This window comes from Burkholderia anthinoferrum (assembly GCF_002925705.1).
Lineage (GTDB): Bacteria > Pseudomonadota > Gammaproteobacteria > Burkholderiales > Burkholderiaceae > Burkholderia > Burkholderia semiarida.
This window is the reverse complement of record NZ_LFZP01000032.1, coordinates 243,488-257,616: the sequence shown is the minus strand read 5'-3', so window position 1 is coordinate 257,616 and position 14,129 is coordinate 243,488. Positions and strand designations below refer to the sequence as shown.

At 68.2% G+C, this 14,129-nt stretch carries 12 protein-coding genes; 11 read left to right on the top strand and 1 reads right to left on the bottom strand.

Translation table 11 applies throughout. The annotated features are described in order from the left end of the window. Positions 1–53: 53 nt before the first annotated feature. The 5 genes from C5F75_RS10465 (at position 54) to C5F75_RS10445 (ending at position 5,127) form a co-directional block, all read left to right on the top strand. On the top strand, positions 54–1,091 hold the full coding sequence (locus tag C5F75_RS10465) for a sulfate ABC transporter substrate-binding protein (RefSeq protein WP_059584143.1): 1,038 nt from the start codon (positions 54–56) through the stop codon (positions 1,089–1,091). A 136-nt stretch (positions 1,092–1,227) separates the two neighbouring features. Continuing rightward, on the top strand, positions 1,228–2,121 hold the full coding sequence (cysT, locus tag C5F75_RS10460; RefSeq protein ID WP_046545642.1) for a sulfate ABC transporter permease subunit CysT: 894 nt from the start codon (positions 1,228–1,230) through the stop codon (positions 2,119–2,121). Next, positions 2,118–3,053, top strand: coding sequence for a sulfate ABC transporter permease subunit CysW (gene cysW / locus C5F75_RS10455; RefSeq protein WP_059584141.1), 936 nt, complete (start codon positions 2,118–2,120; stop codon positions 3,051–3,053). The genes cysT and cysW overlap by 4 nt, the downstream gene beginning before the upstream one ends. Before the next feature lie 13 nt (positions 3,054–3,066). Further along, the gene (locus C5F75_RS10450) at positions 3,067–4,125 is read left to right on the top strand and encodes a sulfate/molybdate ABC transporter ATP-binding protein (RefSeq protein ID WP_059584139.1); all 1,059 of its coding nucleotides are present in this window, start codon (positions 3,067–3,069) and stop codon (positions 4,123–4,125) included. Positions 4,126–4,200: 75 nt separating this feature from the next. Continuing rightward, positions 4,201–5,127 carry a CysB family HTH-type transcriptional regulator gene (locus C5F75_RS10445; RefSeq protein ID WP_034186954.1) on the top strand — a complete coding sequence of 309 codons (927 nt, stop codon included), beginning with the start codon at positions 4,201–4,203 and terminating at the stop codon, positions 5,125–5,127. 140 nt (positions 5,128–5,267) lie between these two features. Here C5F75_RS10445 and C5F75_RS36700 read toward each other — a convergent pair whose 3' ends face one another. After that, complete coding sequence (locus C5F75_RS36700) at positions 5,268–5,495, bottom strand: hypothetical protein (protein WP_155634540.1); 228 nt, start codon at positions 5,493–5,495, stop codon at positions 5,268–5,270. Between the two features lie 343 nt (positions 5,496–5,838). On the opposite strand from C5F75_RS36700, the gene C5F75_RS10435 reads away from it, so the two are divergent. From C5F75_RS10435 to C5F75_RS10410, 6 genes are all read left to right on the top strand, one after another. Beyond that, positions 5,839–6,789, top strand: a complete 951-nt coding sequence (locus C5F75_RS10435) for a sugar ABC transporter substrate-binding protein (RefSeq protein WP_059584137.1) — start codon at positions 5,839–5,841, stop codon at positions 6,787–6,789. Between the two features lie 145 nt (positions 6,790–6,934). After that, complete coding sequence (locus C5F75_RS10430) at positions 6,935–8,548, top strand: sugar ABC transporter ATP-binding protein (RefSeq protein ID WP_059584136.1); 1,614 nt, start codon at positions 6,935–6,937, stop codon at positions 8,546–8,548. Further along, complete coding sequence (locus tag C5F75_RS10425) at positions 8,545–9,564, top strand: ABC transporter permease (RefSeq protein WP_059584134.1); 1,020 nt, start codon at positions 8,545–8,547, stop codon at positions 9,562–9,564. Before C5F75_RS10430 ends, C5F75_RS10425 begins: the two co-directional genes overlap by 4 nt. A 35-nt stretch (positions 9,565–9,599) precedes the next feature. Continuing rightward, entirely contained in the window at positions 9,600–10,631 is a 1,032-nt protein-coding gene (locus C5F75_RS10420; protein WP_050012587.1) for a LacI family DNA-binding transcriptional regulator, read from the top strand. Next, a complete protein-coding gene (gene rbsK, locus C5F75_RS10415) occupies positions 10,628–11,557 on the top strand; it encodes a ribokinase (RefSeq protein ID WP_059584132.1) in 930 nt (309 codons plus the stop codon). Before C5F75_RS10420 ends, rbsK begins: the two co-directional genes overlap by 4 nt. 286 nt (positions 11,558–11,843) lie before the next feature. Further along, positions 11,844–13,616: a methyl-accepting chemotaxis protein gene (locus C5F75_RS10410; RefSeq protein ID WP_060010123.1), complete on the top strand. Its 1,773-nt coding sequence runs from the start codon at positions 11,844–11,846 to the stop codon at positions 13,614–13,616. Positions 13,617–14,129 lie beyond the last annotated feature (513 nt).

Here is a 14,129-nt window from a genome sequence, read left to right as displayed (position 1 = left end):
CGTTCGATAGACTGGCCCGACATCGCAATACCGACAACACTGGAGAACCAAGGATGGGCAAGCGCAACACGGGGCTGGTGGGCGGAGTGGGCCGCCTGATCGCAACATTCGCGCTGGGCGCGGCGGCGGCGCTGGGCGTCGCGACGCATGCGCAGGCCGATACGACTTTCCTGAATGTGTCGTACGACCCGACGCGCGAGCTGTATCAGGATTTCAACCAGGCGTTCGGCAAGGAGTGGAAGGCGAAGACGGGCGAAACCGTCAACTTCAAGCAGTCGCACGGCGGTTCGGGTGCGCAGGCGCGCTCGGTGCTCGACGGCCTGCAGGCCGACGTCGTCACGCTGGCGCTGGCGTACGACATCGACGCGCTCGCGAACAAGGGGCTCGTGAACAAGGATTGGCAGAAGCGCCTGCCCGACAACGCGTCGCCGTACACGTCGACGATCGTGTTCCTCGTGCGCAAGGGCAATCCGAAGGGGATCAAGGACTGGGACGACCTGACCAAGCCGGGCATCTCGATCGTCACGCCGAACCCGAAGACGTCGGGCGGCGCGCGCTGGAACTACCTGGCCGCATGGGCGTACGCGCTGCACAAGCCGGGCGGCAACGAGCAGACGGCGAAGGAATTCGTCACGAAGCTCTACAAGAACGCGGGCGTGCTCGATTCCGGCGCGCGGGGCGCGACGACGAGCTTCGTGCAGCGCGGGATCGGCGACGTGCTGATCGCATGGGAGAACGAGGCGTTCCTGTCGGTCAAGGAATTCGGCACCGACAAGTTCGAGATCGTCGTGCCGTCGGTGAGCATCCTGGCCGAGCCGCCTGTCGCGGTGGTCGACAAGGTGGTCGACAAGAAGGGCACGCGCAAGCTGGCGGAGGCGTACCTGAATTACCTGTACAGCCCGCAGGGCCAGGAAATCGCGGCGCGCAACTACTACCGGCCGCGCTCGAAGAACGTGCCGGCTGAACTGACCAGGCAGTTCCCGAAGCTGAAGCTGTACACGGTCGACGACACGTTCGGCGGCTGGACGAATGCACAGAAGACGCATTTCGCGGACGGCGGCGTGTTCGATTCGATCTACAAGCCGCAGTAACGCACGCAGTCACACCATAACGACCAAGCGGCGCGCCACGACAGCGCGCCGCATCCCCGACGGGCCGCCGGCGCGATGCACTGCGCCGGCGTTTGCGTCGGACCCGTGAGCAGCATCGACCCAGCAAGCGCATCCGATGACGACGTATACCTTTCGCAAGCCGAGCGCGCTGCCCGGCTTCGGCGTGACACTCGGCATCACGGTGGCCTATTTGAGCCTCGTGGTGCTGATTCCGCTCGCCGCCACGTTCCTGAAGACCGCGACGCTGTCGTGGGACCAGTTCGTCACCGCCGTCACGTCGCCGCGCGTGCTCGCGTCGTACCGGCTGACGTTCTCGGCCGCGCTCGGCGGCGCGCTGATCAACGCCGTGTTCGGCTTTCTCGTCGCGTGGGTGCTGGTGCGCTACACGTTCCCGTTCAAGCGCCTCGTCGATGCGGTCGTCGACCTGCCGTTCGCGCTGCCGACCTCGGTGGCCGGCATCTCGCTCGCGGCCGTCTACGCGACCAACGGCTGGGTCGGCCAGTATCTCGCGCCGCTCGGCATCAAGATCGCGTTCACGCCGGCCGGCGTGCTGGTCGCGCTGACCTTCATCGGGCTGCCGTTCGTCGTGCGCACCGTGCAGCCGGTGCTCGAGGATTTCGAGCGGGAGCAGGAAGAAGCCGCCGCGTGCCTCGGCGCGTCGCGCTGGCTGACCTTCCGCCGCGTCGTGCTGCCGGCCGTGCTGCCGGCGCTGCTCACCGGTTTCGCGCTCGCGTTCGCGCGCGCGCTCGGCGAATACGGATCGGTGATCTTCATCGCCGGCAACGTGCCGATGAAATCCGAGATCACGTCGCTCCTGATCATCACGAAGCTCGAACAGTACGACTACGCGGGCGCGACCGCGCTGGCGGTCGTGATGCTGGTGGTGTCGTTCCTGATGCTGCTGCTGATCAACACGCTGCAGTGGTATCTGCAGCGCAGGACGAGCAAGGGCGCGAGCGGTCCGGCGCCCGCCACCGTCAACGCCGTCGCGGCAGGAGGCCAGCAATGAGCCAGGAGGCCACCGTCGTGCTGAAAACCCCGTCGTCCGCCGTGCGCGCCACGAAGCGGCTCGACCCCGTCAGCGAGTCGCGCGTCGTGCGCTGGCTGCTCACGGGCATCGCGCTCGCGTTCCTCGCGTTCTTCCTCGTCGTGCCGCTCGCCGCGGTGTTCGTCGAGGCGCTGCGCAAGGGCGTCGGCTTCTATCTCGAATCGCTGGCCGATCCCGATGCGTGGTCGGCGATCAAGCTGACACTGACCGTCGCCGTGATCGCGGTACCGCTGAACCTCGTGTTCGGCGTGTGCGCATCGTGGGCGATCGCGAAGTTCGAATTCCGCGGCAAGGCGCTGCTGACGACGCTGATCGACCTGCCGTTCTCGGTGTCGCCGGTGATCTCCGGCCTCGTGTACGTGCTGCTGTTCGGCGCGCAGGGCTGGTTCGGGCCGTGGCTGCAGGATCACGACGTGCAGATCATCTTCGCGGTGCCGGGCATCGTGCTCGCGACGATCTTCGTCACGTTCCCGTTCGTCGCGCGCGAGCTGATTCCGCTGATGCAGGCGCAAGGCACCGACGAGGAAGAAGCGGCGCGCGTGCTCGGTGCATCGGGCTGGCAGATCTTCCGCCGCGTGACGCTGCCGAACGTGAAATGGGGCCTGCTGTACGGCGTGATCCTGTGCAATGCGCGCGCGATGGGCGAGTTCGGCGCGGTGTCGGTCGTGTCCGGCCACATCCGCGGCGTGACCGACACGATGCCGCTGCACGTGGAGATCCTGTACAACGAATACAACTTCGCGGCGGCGTTCGCGGTGGCGTCGGTGCTGGCGCTGCTCGCGCTCGTCACGCTCGCGCTGAAGCTGATCGCCGAGCGTCATCTCGCCGCCGAACTGGCCGACGCCGTTCCCGCACATGCCGGCCCTGTCGGCGCCGTTTCGTCGAAATCGTAAAGAGGCAACCAGAATGGGTATCACCGTCCGTAACCTTCAGAAGCGCTTCGGCGATTTCACGGCGCTCGACAACGTATCGCTCGACTTCCCGCCCGGCGAACTGGTCGCGCTGCTCGGGCCGTCCGGCTGCGGCAAGACCACGCTGCTGCGCGTGATCGCGGGCCTCGAGCACGCGGACGCCGGCCAGGTCGTGCTGCAGGGGCTCGACGTCGCGTCGGTCGGCGCGCGCGACCGCCAGGTCGGCTTCGTGTTCCAGCACTACGCGCTGTTCCGCCACATGACCGTGTTCGAGAACGTCGCGTTCGGGCTGCGCGTGAAGCCGCGCCGCGAGCGGCCGTCGGAAGCCGCGATTCGCGAGAAGGTGCACGAGTTGCTCAAGCTCGTGCAGCTCGACTGGCTCGCGCAGCGTTACCCGTCCGAGCTGTCGGGCGGCCAGCGCCAGCGCATCGCGCTCGCCCGCGCGCTCGCGGTCGAGCCGAAGGTGCTGCTGCTCGACGAACCGTTCGGCGCGCTCGACGCGAAGGTCCGCAAGGAACTGCGCGGCTGGCTGCGTCGCCTGCACGACGACTTGCACATCTCGACGATCTTCGTCACACACGATCAGGAGGAGGCGCTCGAGGTGGCCGATCGCATCGTCGTGCTGAACCGCGGCCACGTCGAGCAGGTCGGCAGCCCGCAGGACGTCTACGATCATCCGCAAAGCGCGTTCGTGTACGAGTTTCTCGGCGCGGCGAACCGGCTGCCGGGCACGGTCGCCGGGCGCGGCTTCGTCGCCGACGGCGCGGCTGCGCCGATCGAGGTCGACGCCGATTTCGCGGGCCCCGCGAATGCGTACGTGCGGCCGCACGATCTGCAGCTGTGGCCGGCGGGCGAAGGGCACCGCGACGGCATCGCGGTGGACGTGCGGCGCGTAATTCCGCTCGGCGGTTCGGTGCGCGTGGAGCTGGAGGCACGCGCGGGCGGCGCGCTCGAGGCGGAACTCGACCGCGACGCCTGGCGGGCGCTCTCGCTGCAGGTCGGCGACGGCGCGACGGCCGTGCCGCGTGCCGTGCGGGTATTTCCCGCGCGTTGACGAGGCAATGTGGGGCAAAGGGCGGGATTCGCTCCGATTCGACAATCAAACAACGACAGCCTAAGAGGCATACCCATGAATTTTCAGCAATTGCGGTTCGTGCGCGAAGCGGTGCGCCAGAACATGAACCTGACCGAAGTCGCGAACGTGCTGTACACGTCGCAGTCGGGCGTGTCGAAACAGATCAAGGATCTGGAGGATGAACTGGGCGTCGACATCTTCATTCGGCGCGGCAAGCGGCTGACGGGGCTCACGGAGCCCGGCAAGGCCGTGCACCAGCTGATCGAGCGAATGCTGCTCGACGCCGAGAACCTGCGGCGCGTCGCGCGCCAGTTCGCCGATCAGGACAGCGGCCACCTCGTCGTCGCGACGACGCACACGCAGGCGCGCTACGCGCTGCCGAAGGTGATCCGGCAGTTCACCGAGGTGTTTCCGAAGGTGCATCTCGCGCTGCGCCAGGGCAGCCCGCAGCAGATCGCGCAGATGATCCTGAACGGCGAGGCCGATCTCGGCATCTCGACCGAGGCGCTCGACCGCTATCCGGACATCGTCACGTTCCCGTGCTATTCGTGGCACCACACGGTCGTCGTGCCGAAAGGCCACCCGCTCGTCGGCCGCGAGAACCTGACGCTCGAGGAAATCGCCGAGTACCCGATCATCACGTACGACCAGGATTTCACGGGCCGCTCGCACATCGACCAGGCATTCACGCAGGCGGGCGCCGTACCCGACGTCGTGCTGACCGCGATCGACGCGGACGTGATCAAGACCTACGTCGAGCTCGGGATGGGGATCGGCGTGGTCGCGGCGATGGCCTACGATCCGCAGCGCGACACGGGGCTCGTCGCGCTCGATACGCAGCACCTGTTCGAGGCGAGCACGACACGGGTCGGGCTGCGCAAGGGCGCATTCCTGCGCGCGTATGCGTACCGGCTGATCGAAATGTTCGCGCCGCACCTGAACGAAGCGGAAATCGCCGGGCTGTTGCGCGAAGCCGTTTGACCATTGCGCGTCGCGCGCCGTCCGGGCGGATGCCGCGGATGCCGCGCGACACGCTTACCTTGCCGTCCGACGCACCGGGCGGCGGCAGGGGGAGGCGCCGTCACGATCGAAGCCTCGGCCGAGGTTTTCGATCCGATGCTTCACGCCAGACGGCGATCGATACACGTTCCCACGCCAACGGAAAAACAGGAACGACCTGCCGAACCTCGGCGCGGCACACGAAACCGGCAGTTTCCCCATTCACGCAACAGCGCCGTCCGACTCGCCGCTTCCGTCATGGTCGGCGACAGGTCGCGACGACGAATGCCCGCGCGCCGCGCGTCGATATCGTCGGCGCAAAGCGCGTTGTCCACGACGAACCGCGCCATCGTCGGCCGCCGCCCGCGAAGCGAGCGCTTCGGCGAGCAGCCGTCGCGAGTGTCGCATTTGCGCGTCGCGAAGCCCGCTCGCGCGCTCCGAATAAACCCTTAAATATTGATCAGACAGGTTGCGCGCCGAAGCGAATCGGTACAGCATAGCCTTCACTCCGCCGGCGTTCCGCCGGCGGTGGCGCGTCGACGACAGCACGCGCCAGGCAGTCGGCCGTCTGCCTCGCTTCCATTCCGTGGTACCGACAGCAGCATCGATGGCCATTGCCCGGGTAGTGTGGCGCAAACGTTTGCTCACATTAAAACAACAATCCGGCCTTCGGGCCGTCGCCAGGAGATGTGTATGAATGTCCGCTTTCGCCGTCGCTTCCTGACCGCCGCGCTCGCCGCCGTCGCGGTGGCCGCGGCACCGGTTGTCCACGCGCAGTCCGCGGCCAAGCCGAAGGTCGCGCTCGTGATGAAGTCGCTCGCCAACGAGTTCTTCCTGACCATGGAAACGGGCGCGAAGGAATACCAGAAACACAACGCGAACCAGTTCGACCTGATCACGAACGGCATCAAGGACGAGACCGACACCGCGAACCAGATCCGCATCGTCGAGCAGATGATCGTGTCGAAGGTCGACGCGATCGTGCTCGCGCCGGCCGATTCGAAGGCGCTCGTACCGGTCGTGAAGAAGGCCGTCGACGCCGGCATCGTCGTCGTGAACATCGACAACCGGCTCGATCCCGACGTGCTGAAGTCGAAGAACCTGAACGTGCCGTTCGTCGGCCCGGACAACCGCAAGGGCGCGCGCAAGATCGGCGATTACCTCGCGAAGCGGCTGAAGGCGGGCGACCAGGTCGGCATCGTCGAAGGCGTGTCGACGACCACCAACGCGCAGCAGCGCACGGCCGGCTTCCAGGACGCGATGAAGGCGGGCGGGATGAAGGTCGTGTCGGTGCAGTCGGGCGAATGGGAGATCGACAAGGGCAATGCGGTGGCCGCCGCGATGCTCAACGAATACCCGAACCTGAAGGCGCTGCTGTGCGGCAACGACAACATGGCGATCGGCGCCGTGTCGGCCGTGCGCGCGGCCGGCAAGCAGGGCAAGGTGCTCGTGGTCGGCTACGACAACATCAACGCGATCAAGCCGATGCTGAAGGACGGCCGCGTGCTCGCGACCGCCGACCAGTACGCGGCGAAGCAGGCCGTGTTCGGCATCGACACGGCGCTCAAGGCCATTGCCGAGCATCGCAAGCAGGCCGAGATGTCCGGCGTGGTCGAGACGCCGGTGGATCTCGTGACGAAGTAACGCCGCACCGGTCCGGCCGCCGGCCTCAAGAATCCGGCGCGGCGGCCGTTATCCGGTGTGAGCGCGATCACGGCCACTGCATGCACATGCACTTGTGAGCGTCATACCCGCGCGCCGCGTGCGCGCGGCCGCAATCAGGATCGCGATGGAACCGACCTTCCAACCCTCCCGTTCAGCCCACCCCGTGCTGTCCGTCTCCGGCATCGGCAAGACCTATGCCGAACCCGTGCTCGCCGACGTCACGCTGACGCTCGATGCAGGCCAGGCGCTCGCGCTGACCGGCGAGAACGGCGCGGGCAAGAGCACGCTGTCGAAGATCATCGGCGGGCTCGTCGACCCGACCACCGGTACGATGCAGCTCGGCGGCGAGGCCTATGCGCCGGCGAGCCGCACGCAGGCCGAGGCGCTCGGCGTGCGCATGGTGATGCAGGAGCTGAATCTGCTGCCGACGCTGACCGTCGCCGAAAACCTGTTTCTGAACCGACTGCCGCGCCGCTTCGGCATCATCGATCGCGCGCGGCTGCGCGACGACGCGCGCGCGGCGATGGCGCAGGTCGGGCTCGACGCGGTCGACCCCGATACGCCGGTCGGCGCGCTCGGCATCGGCCACCAGCAGATGGTGGAGATCGCCCGCAACCTGATCGGCGACTGCCGCGTGCTGATTCTCGACGAGCCGACCGCGATGCTGACCGCGCGCGAAGTCGAGCTGCTGTTCGAGCAGATCGACCGGCTGAAGGCGCGCGGCGTCGCGATCGTCTACATCTCGCACCGGCTCGAAGAGCTCGCGCGCGTCGCCGAGCGCGTCGCGGTGCTGCGCGACGGCCGGCTCGTGCATGCGGGCGACATGGCGGCGACGACGTCCGACGGGCTCGTCACGCTGATGGTCGGGCGCGAGATCGGCGAACACATCGATCTCGGCGAGCGCCGGTTCGGCGCGCCGCGGCTCGCGGTATCGGGCCTCACGCGCGGGACGGCCGTGCGCGACGTGTCGCTGGAGGTGCGCGCGGGCGAGATCTTCGGCATCTCCGGGCTGATCGGCGCAGGGCGCACCGAGCTGCTGCGGCTGATCTACGGCGCCGATACGCCGGACGCCGGGACGATCGCGGTCGGCCAGCCGCTGAAGCCGGCGCGGATCGCGTCGCCCGTCGAGGCGGTGAAGCTGGGCATCGCGCTGATCACCGAGGATCGCAAGGGGGAAGGGCTGCTGCTGTCGCAGTCGATCACCGCGAACGTTTCGCTCGGCCAGCTCGACCGGCTCGCGCGCGGCGGCATCGTCGATTCCGCACGCGAAACGGCGCTCGCCGAGCAGCAGATCGAGGCGCTGCGGATCCGCACGCACGGCGCGGCGCAGGCGGTCGGCGAGCTGTCGGGCGGCAACCAGCAGAAGGTCGTGATCGGCCGCTGGCTCGCGCGCGACATGGGTGTGCTGCTGTTCGACGAGCCGACGCGCGGGATCGACGTCGGCGCCAAATTCGAGATCTACACTTTGATGGGCGCGCTCGCGCGCGAAGGCCGCGCGCTCGTGGTCGTATCGAGCGACCTGCGCGAGCTGATGCTGATCTGCGACCGGATCGGCGTGATGTCGGCCGGGCGCATGACCGCCGTGTTCGAGCGCGGCAACTGGACCCAGGATGCGCTGCTGGCCGCGGCATTCGCCGGCTTCGGCCGCGAGACGCCGGCCGCCGCCATGCAGCATCCGGACGCGGAGCAGGCGCGCGGCGCCGCTTCGGGCACTTCGACGACAGGACGACAGCAATGACCCAGCCTCCCGTATCCCCGACCGATGCAGGCGCGCAGCAGGACGTGACCGGGCGCCGCGCGCGCACGCTGTCCGGCACGCGGCTCGGCCTGTCGAACTATCTCGGGCTCGCCGGCGCGCTGGCCGCGATGATCGCGCTGTTCTCGGCGCTGAGCTCGCATTTCCTGACCTACGACACGTTCAGCACGATCGCGAACCAGATTCCCGATCTCGTCGTGATGTCGGTCGGGATGACCTTCGTGCTGATCATCGCCGGGATCGACCTGTCGGTCGGCTCGGTGCTCGCGCTCGCCGCGTCGATGGTCAGCGTCGCCGCGCTGAAGTGGCAGTGGGGGCCGCTGCCGGCCGCGCTGATCGGGATCGCGGTCGCGACCGCGACGGGCGCGCTGACCGGCGCGGTCACGGTCGGCTGGCGGATTCCGTCGTTCATCGTGTCGCTCGGCGTGCTGGAGGCCGCGCGCGGCCTCGCGTACCAGCTGACGAATTCGCGCACCGCGTATATCGGCGACGCGTTCGATTTCCTGTCGAACCCGATCGCGCTGGGCATCTCGCCGGCGTTCCTGATCGCGGTCGCGGTGATGATCGCCGCCCAGTTCGTGCTCACGCGCACCGTGTTCGGGCGCTATCTGGTCGGGATCGGCACGAACGAGGAAGCGGTCCGACTTGCAGGGGTTAACCCGCGGCCGTATAAAATCCTCGTATTCGCACTGATGGGCGCGCTCGCGGGGCTCGCGTCGCTGTTCCAGATTTCGCGGCTCGAGGCGGCCGATCCGAACGCGGGCGCGGGCCTCGAACTGCAGGTCATCGCCGCCGTCGTGATCGGCGGCACGAGCCTGATGGGCGGGCGCGGCTCGGTGATCAGCACGTTCTTCGGCGTGTTGATCATTTCCGTGCTGGCCGCGGGGCTGGCGCAGATCGGTGCGAACGAGCCGACCAAACGGATCATCACGGGCGCGGTGATCGTCGTGGCGGTCGTGCTCGATACGTATCGCAGCCGGCGTACGCGCGTGCGGTAAAAAGACAGACAGAACAGACCAGAGAGAAACGGGAAATGGCGACGATCAAGGATGTGGCGGCCATGGCGGGCGTGTCATTTACGACCGTCTCGCACGTGGTGAACAATTCGCGGCCGGTGTCCGCGGATGTGCGTGCGAAGGTCGAGGGCGCGATCCGCGAGCTGAATTACGTGCCGTCGGCCGTGGCGCGCTCGCTGAAGGCGCGGGCGACGGCGACGATCGGCCTCGTCGTGCCGAACAGCACGAATCCGTACTTCGCCGAGCTGGCGCGCGGCATCGAGGATCAGTGCGCGGCCAACGGCTATTGCGTGTTCTTCTGCAATTCGGACGACGATCCCGTGAAGCAGCGCAACTACCTGCGCGTGCTGCAGGAAAAGCGCATCGATGGGCTGATCGTCGCGTCGGCGGGCGAGGACGCGGTGCTCGCGCAGACGCTCGCCGATATCCATGCGCCGCTCGTCGTCGTCGATCGCAACATCGAGGGGCTCGCGGCCGATCTCGTGCAGATCGACCACGAGCGCGGCGCGTACCTGGCGACGCGCCACCTGCTTGAGCTCGGGCACGCGAAGATCGGCTGCATCACCGGGCCGACCGACACCGCCGTCAGCGCGATGCGCGTGCACGGCTTCATCCGCGCGATGGCCGAGCGCGGGGTCGACATCGTGCCGGGCGCGATCGCGGAAAGCGATTTTTCGTGCCTGGGCGGCTATCACGCGGCGTCGCGGCTATTCGAATCGGTGCGGCCGAGCGCGATCTTCGCGGGCAACGACCTGATGGGCGTCGGCGCGCTGCGCGCGGCGGCCGAGCGCGGGCTGCGCGTGCCCGACGACTGCTCGATCATCGGCTTCGACGACATCGAATTTTCCCGCTACACGTATCCGGCGCTGTCGACGGTCGGCCAGTCGGTGCGCGCGCTCGGCGAAATGGCCGCGCAGACGCTAATCGAACGGATCGGCGGCGGTTCCACGGCCGTGCCAAGCCGTCGCCGCGTCGTGTCGCCGCGCCTCGTGCTGCGCGAATCGACGGCGGTCTATCGCGAGCCGGCCGCGCCGGGCGCTCGCGCATGACGGCGAGCGTAACGGGCGCCGGCCGCGTGACGGTGGTCGGCAGCCTCAACATGGATCTCGTCGTGCGGGCGCCTCGGCTGCCGCTGCCGGGGGAAACGCTCGCCGGACATGCGTTCGCGCAGGCGGCGGGCGGCAAGGGCGGCAACCAGGCCGTCGCCGCCGCCCGGCTCGGCGCGCAGGTCGCGATGATCGGCTGCGTCGGCGCGGATGCGCACGGCGCCGCGCTGCGCGCGGGCCTCGAGGCCGAGGGAATCGACTGCGCGGGGCTCGCGACGAGCGCGTCGGCGTCGACCGGCGTCGCGCTGATCGTCGTCGACGACGGAAGCCAGAACGCGATCGTGATCGTCGCGGGCGGCAACGGCGAGGTCACGACCGATACGATCGCGCGGCACGAGGCCGCGCTGGCGGCGGCCGACGTGCTGATCTGCCAGCTGGAGACGCCGCCGGACGCGGTGTTCGCGGCGCTGTCGGCCGGGCGCCGCCTCGGCCGCACGGTGGTGCTCAATCCGGCGCCGGCCGTCGCGCCGCTGCCGGACGGCTGGCTGCCGCTCGTCGATTACCTGATCCCGAACGAGGTCGAGGCGGCCGCGCTGACCGGGCTGCCGGTGCGCGATCCGGCGCAGGCCGAAACCGCCGCGCGGGCGCTCCAGGCCGGTGGCGCGCGCAACGTGCTGATCACGCTCGGCGCGCGCGGCGTGCTTGCGCTGACGGCCGACGGCGCCGCGCGCCACTATCCGGCGCCCGTCGTGCAGGCCATCGACACGACGGCGGCCGGCGACACCTTCATCGGCGGCTTTTCCGCACGGCTCGCGGCCGGCGCGGACGTCGACACGGCCATCCGCTTCGCGCAACGCGCGGCGGCGCTGTCGGTCACGCGCGCGGGCGCGCAGCCGTCGATTCCGACGCGCGCCGAATTGGCCGACTAGGGCCGGATCCCCGGTTTTCCGGTTCCATCGCGCTGCCGGTCCGTCGCATGAGACGGCTGGCGGCGGCCCCGCAATGCTTGGCGTTTCCACTGGCCTTTGGCGATTCCCCATCCCGACCCGAATTCCGTCATTTATTCAGACTTATGAAATAAACAGACGAATAATTCGAAATAAACACGCTAAAACCATCAAGTTATGCGTCGTGCGGTCGTAAATGCACCAAGTGAAGCAATGCTTCGAGCCAACGGGCCAGGCCCGTTCAAGACGACGCAACACAGGATGGATGATGGTGTTCAGGAACCTGACGATTCGAGCGCGCATCGGTTTCACGATGGCGTTTCTGGCGGTACTGCTGGCGGTGACCGGCGTGCTCGGTCTGCACGGGATGACGCGTTCGAACGATTCGACGCGCGAGATTTTCACGAACCAGATGCCGAGCGCGGTCGACGTGGCGATGGCGGAAATGTTCGCCGCGCGCGAGCGCCTCGCGCTCGACCGTGCCGCGCTGCTGGTCGGCACGCCCGACTCGGCGGCGGCCATCGAGCGCAGCCGCGCGATGCGGGCGCAATCGGACGCCTGGTGGCAGAAGTACCTTGCGCTGCCGCGCGACGCCGACGAGGACCGGCTCGCACAGGACGTCGTCGCCCGGCGCAAGGTGCTGCAGAGCAGTTGCGACGCGTTCGCGAGCGCGGTCGCGGCCGGCGACCACGAGCGGATCGGCGACGGCGCCAAGCAGCTTCAGGCGCGCTATACCGAGCTGGCCGCGGCCGGTGAAGCGCTGCGCGGCTTCCAGTTCACCAATGCGCAAGCGCGCTTCGATCAGGCCGAATCGGTGTTCGAGACGATGCGCGTGCTGTCGATCGTCGTGCTGCTGGTCGGTATCGGCGCCGCGGTGCTGTCGTGGCTGACGCTGAGCCGCGCGATCGGCCGCCCGATCGCCGATGCGCTGTCGCATTTCGACGCGATCGCCGCGGGCGACCTGCGCCGGCCGATCGTCGTGGACCGGCGCGACGAGATGGGCCAGTTGCTGGCAGGCCTCGCGAGGATGCAGCGCGGGCTCGTCGACACGGTGCGCACCATGCGCGGCGGCAGCGAGTCGATCGCGACCGCGGCCCGCCAGATCGCGGCCGGCAACATCGACCTGTCGTCGCGTACCGAGGAACAGGCTGCTGCGCTGCAGGAAACCGCGTCCAGCATGGAGCAACTGACGGGCACCGTGAAGCAGAATGCGGACAATGCGCGTCAGGCAAGCTCGCTGGCCGCGAATGCGTCCGAAATTGCGAACAAGGGCAACACGGTGGTCGGCCAGGTGGTCGGCACGATGGGTGAGATCAACGACAGCTCGGCGAAAATCGCGGACATCATCGCGATCATCGAGGGAATCGCGTTCCAGACCAACATTCTGGCGCTGAATGCGGCCGTCGAAGCCGCGCGGGCGGGCGAGGAAGGCCGCGGCTTCGCGGTCGTCGCGGGCGAAGTGCGCAGCCTCGCGCAGCGCTCGTCGAGCGCGGCGAAGGAAATCAAGGCGCTGATCGACGCGTCGGTGGAGCGTATCCGGACGGGCTCGACGCTGGTCGACGAGGCGGGGCGCACGATGAGCGACGTGATCGGCGCGGTCCAGCGCGTGACGGACATCATGGGCGAGATCGCGGCGGCGTCCGAGGAACAGAGTGGCGGGATCGACCAGGTGGCGCGCGCGGTCGCGCAGATGGACGAGGTCACGCAGCAGAATGCCGCGCTCGTCGAGGAAGCCGCGGCCGCCGCGCAGTCGCTCGAGGAGCAGGCGGCCCGCCTGCGCGAAACGGCGGCGGTATTCCAGCTCGACGACGAGGCGGCACGTGCGGGCACCGTCGTTGCCGTTGCCGCACGTCATGCAACGCGTGCGCCTTCCGCGCCGACCGCTGCGCCCGCACCGGCTGCCGCGCGCGTCGAGCGCGAGGCCGCGCCGAAACGCGCGAGCGCCGCGATGCCGGCGCGCAAGCCCGCCGCCGTGTCGGCCGCCCCCGCACCCGCGCCGGCCGCCGCGACCGCCGGCGGCGACGACTGGGAGACGTTCTGATTCGCGTGCGCCGCGTATCTATCCCCATTTGGTGACGACGCCCGCGATCCGCGGGCGTTGCCGTTTCTGCGGCGGACGAAATGTGACGGTGCGGACGAGTCGATCGCGCATCGGCAGGTGTGCCGAGCGTCGCGCACCGAGAGATTCGCCGGAATGCGCTGCGTGCGCGTCATGTTCCCGCGTTCGTCGTACGGGTATGTCCGTAAGGGACTGCGAAAAAAATTTGTAACGGTTCGCGCGGCGTGTCATCGGACGCGGCCGCTCGAACGTAAAGGGATGAAGGGAGGAGGTGGCGACGTCGGCGGTGTCCAACGCACGAGACGTTTCGGTGTTCGACGAGACGCGGCGGATGCAGTTTCTGCGGCTCGGGAGATCGATTGTAAAACGACGAAATGCGTTGTCCAAGCGGTGTTGTCGAGAATGACGAACTTCATACGAAGAGTTCGTGAAAAAAAATAAGAAAGGGTTTAGGATGAATTCGAACGCGCTTGCTTCTGCGCAGTCATACGAAGG

Coding starts and splice junctions, on each gene's coding strand:
- C5F75_RS36700 (WP_155634540.1), bottom strand. CDS start 5,495: ATGGCGCGGTTCGTCGTGGACAACGCGCTTTGCGCCGACGATATCGAC.
- cysW (WP_059584141.1), top strand. CDS start 2,118: ATGAGCCAGGAGGCCACCGTCGTGCTGAAAACCCCGTCGTCCGCCGTG.
- rbsK (WP_059584132.1), top strand. CDS start 10,628: ATGACGGCGAGCGTAACGGGCGCCGGCCGCGTGACGGTGGTCGGCAGC.
- C5F75_RS10445 (WP_034186954.1), top strand. CDS start 4,201: ATGAATTTTCAGCAATTGCGGTTCGTGCGCGAAGCGGTGCGCCAGAAC.
- C5F75_RS10425 (WP_059584134.1), top strand. CDS start 8,545: ATGACCCAGCCTCCCGTATCCCCGACCGATGCAGGCGCGCAGCAGGAC.
- C5F75_RS10420 (WP_050012587.1), top strand. CDS start 9,600: ATGGCGACGATCAAGGATGTGGCGGCCATGGCGGGCGTGTCATTTACG.
- C5F75_RS10465 (WP_059584143.1), top strand. CDS start 54: ATGGGCAAGCGCAACACGGGGCTGGTGGGCGGAGTGGGCCGCCTGATC.
- C5F75_RS10430 (WP_059584136.1), top strand. CDS start 6,935: ATGGAACCGACCTTCCAACCCTCCCGTTCAGCCCACCCCGTGCTGTCC.
- C5F75_RS10435 (WP_059584137.1), top strand. CDS start 5,839: ATGAATGTCCGCTTTCGCCGTCGCTTCCTGACCGCCGCGCTCGCCGCC.
- C5F75_RS10450 (WP_059584139.1), top strand. CDS start 3,067: ATGGGTATCACCGTCCGTAACCTTCAGAAGCGCTTCGGCGATTTCACG.
- C5F75_RS10410 (WP_060010123.1), top strand. CDS start 11,844: ATGGTGTTCAGGAACCTGACGATTCGAGCGCGCATCGGTTTCACGATG.
- cysT (WP_046545642.1), top strand. CDS start 1,228: ATGACGACGTATACCTTTCGCAAGCCGAGCGCGCTGCCCGGCTTCGGC.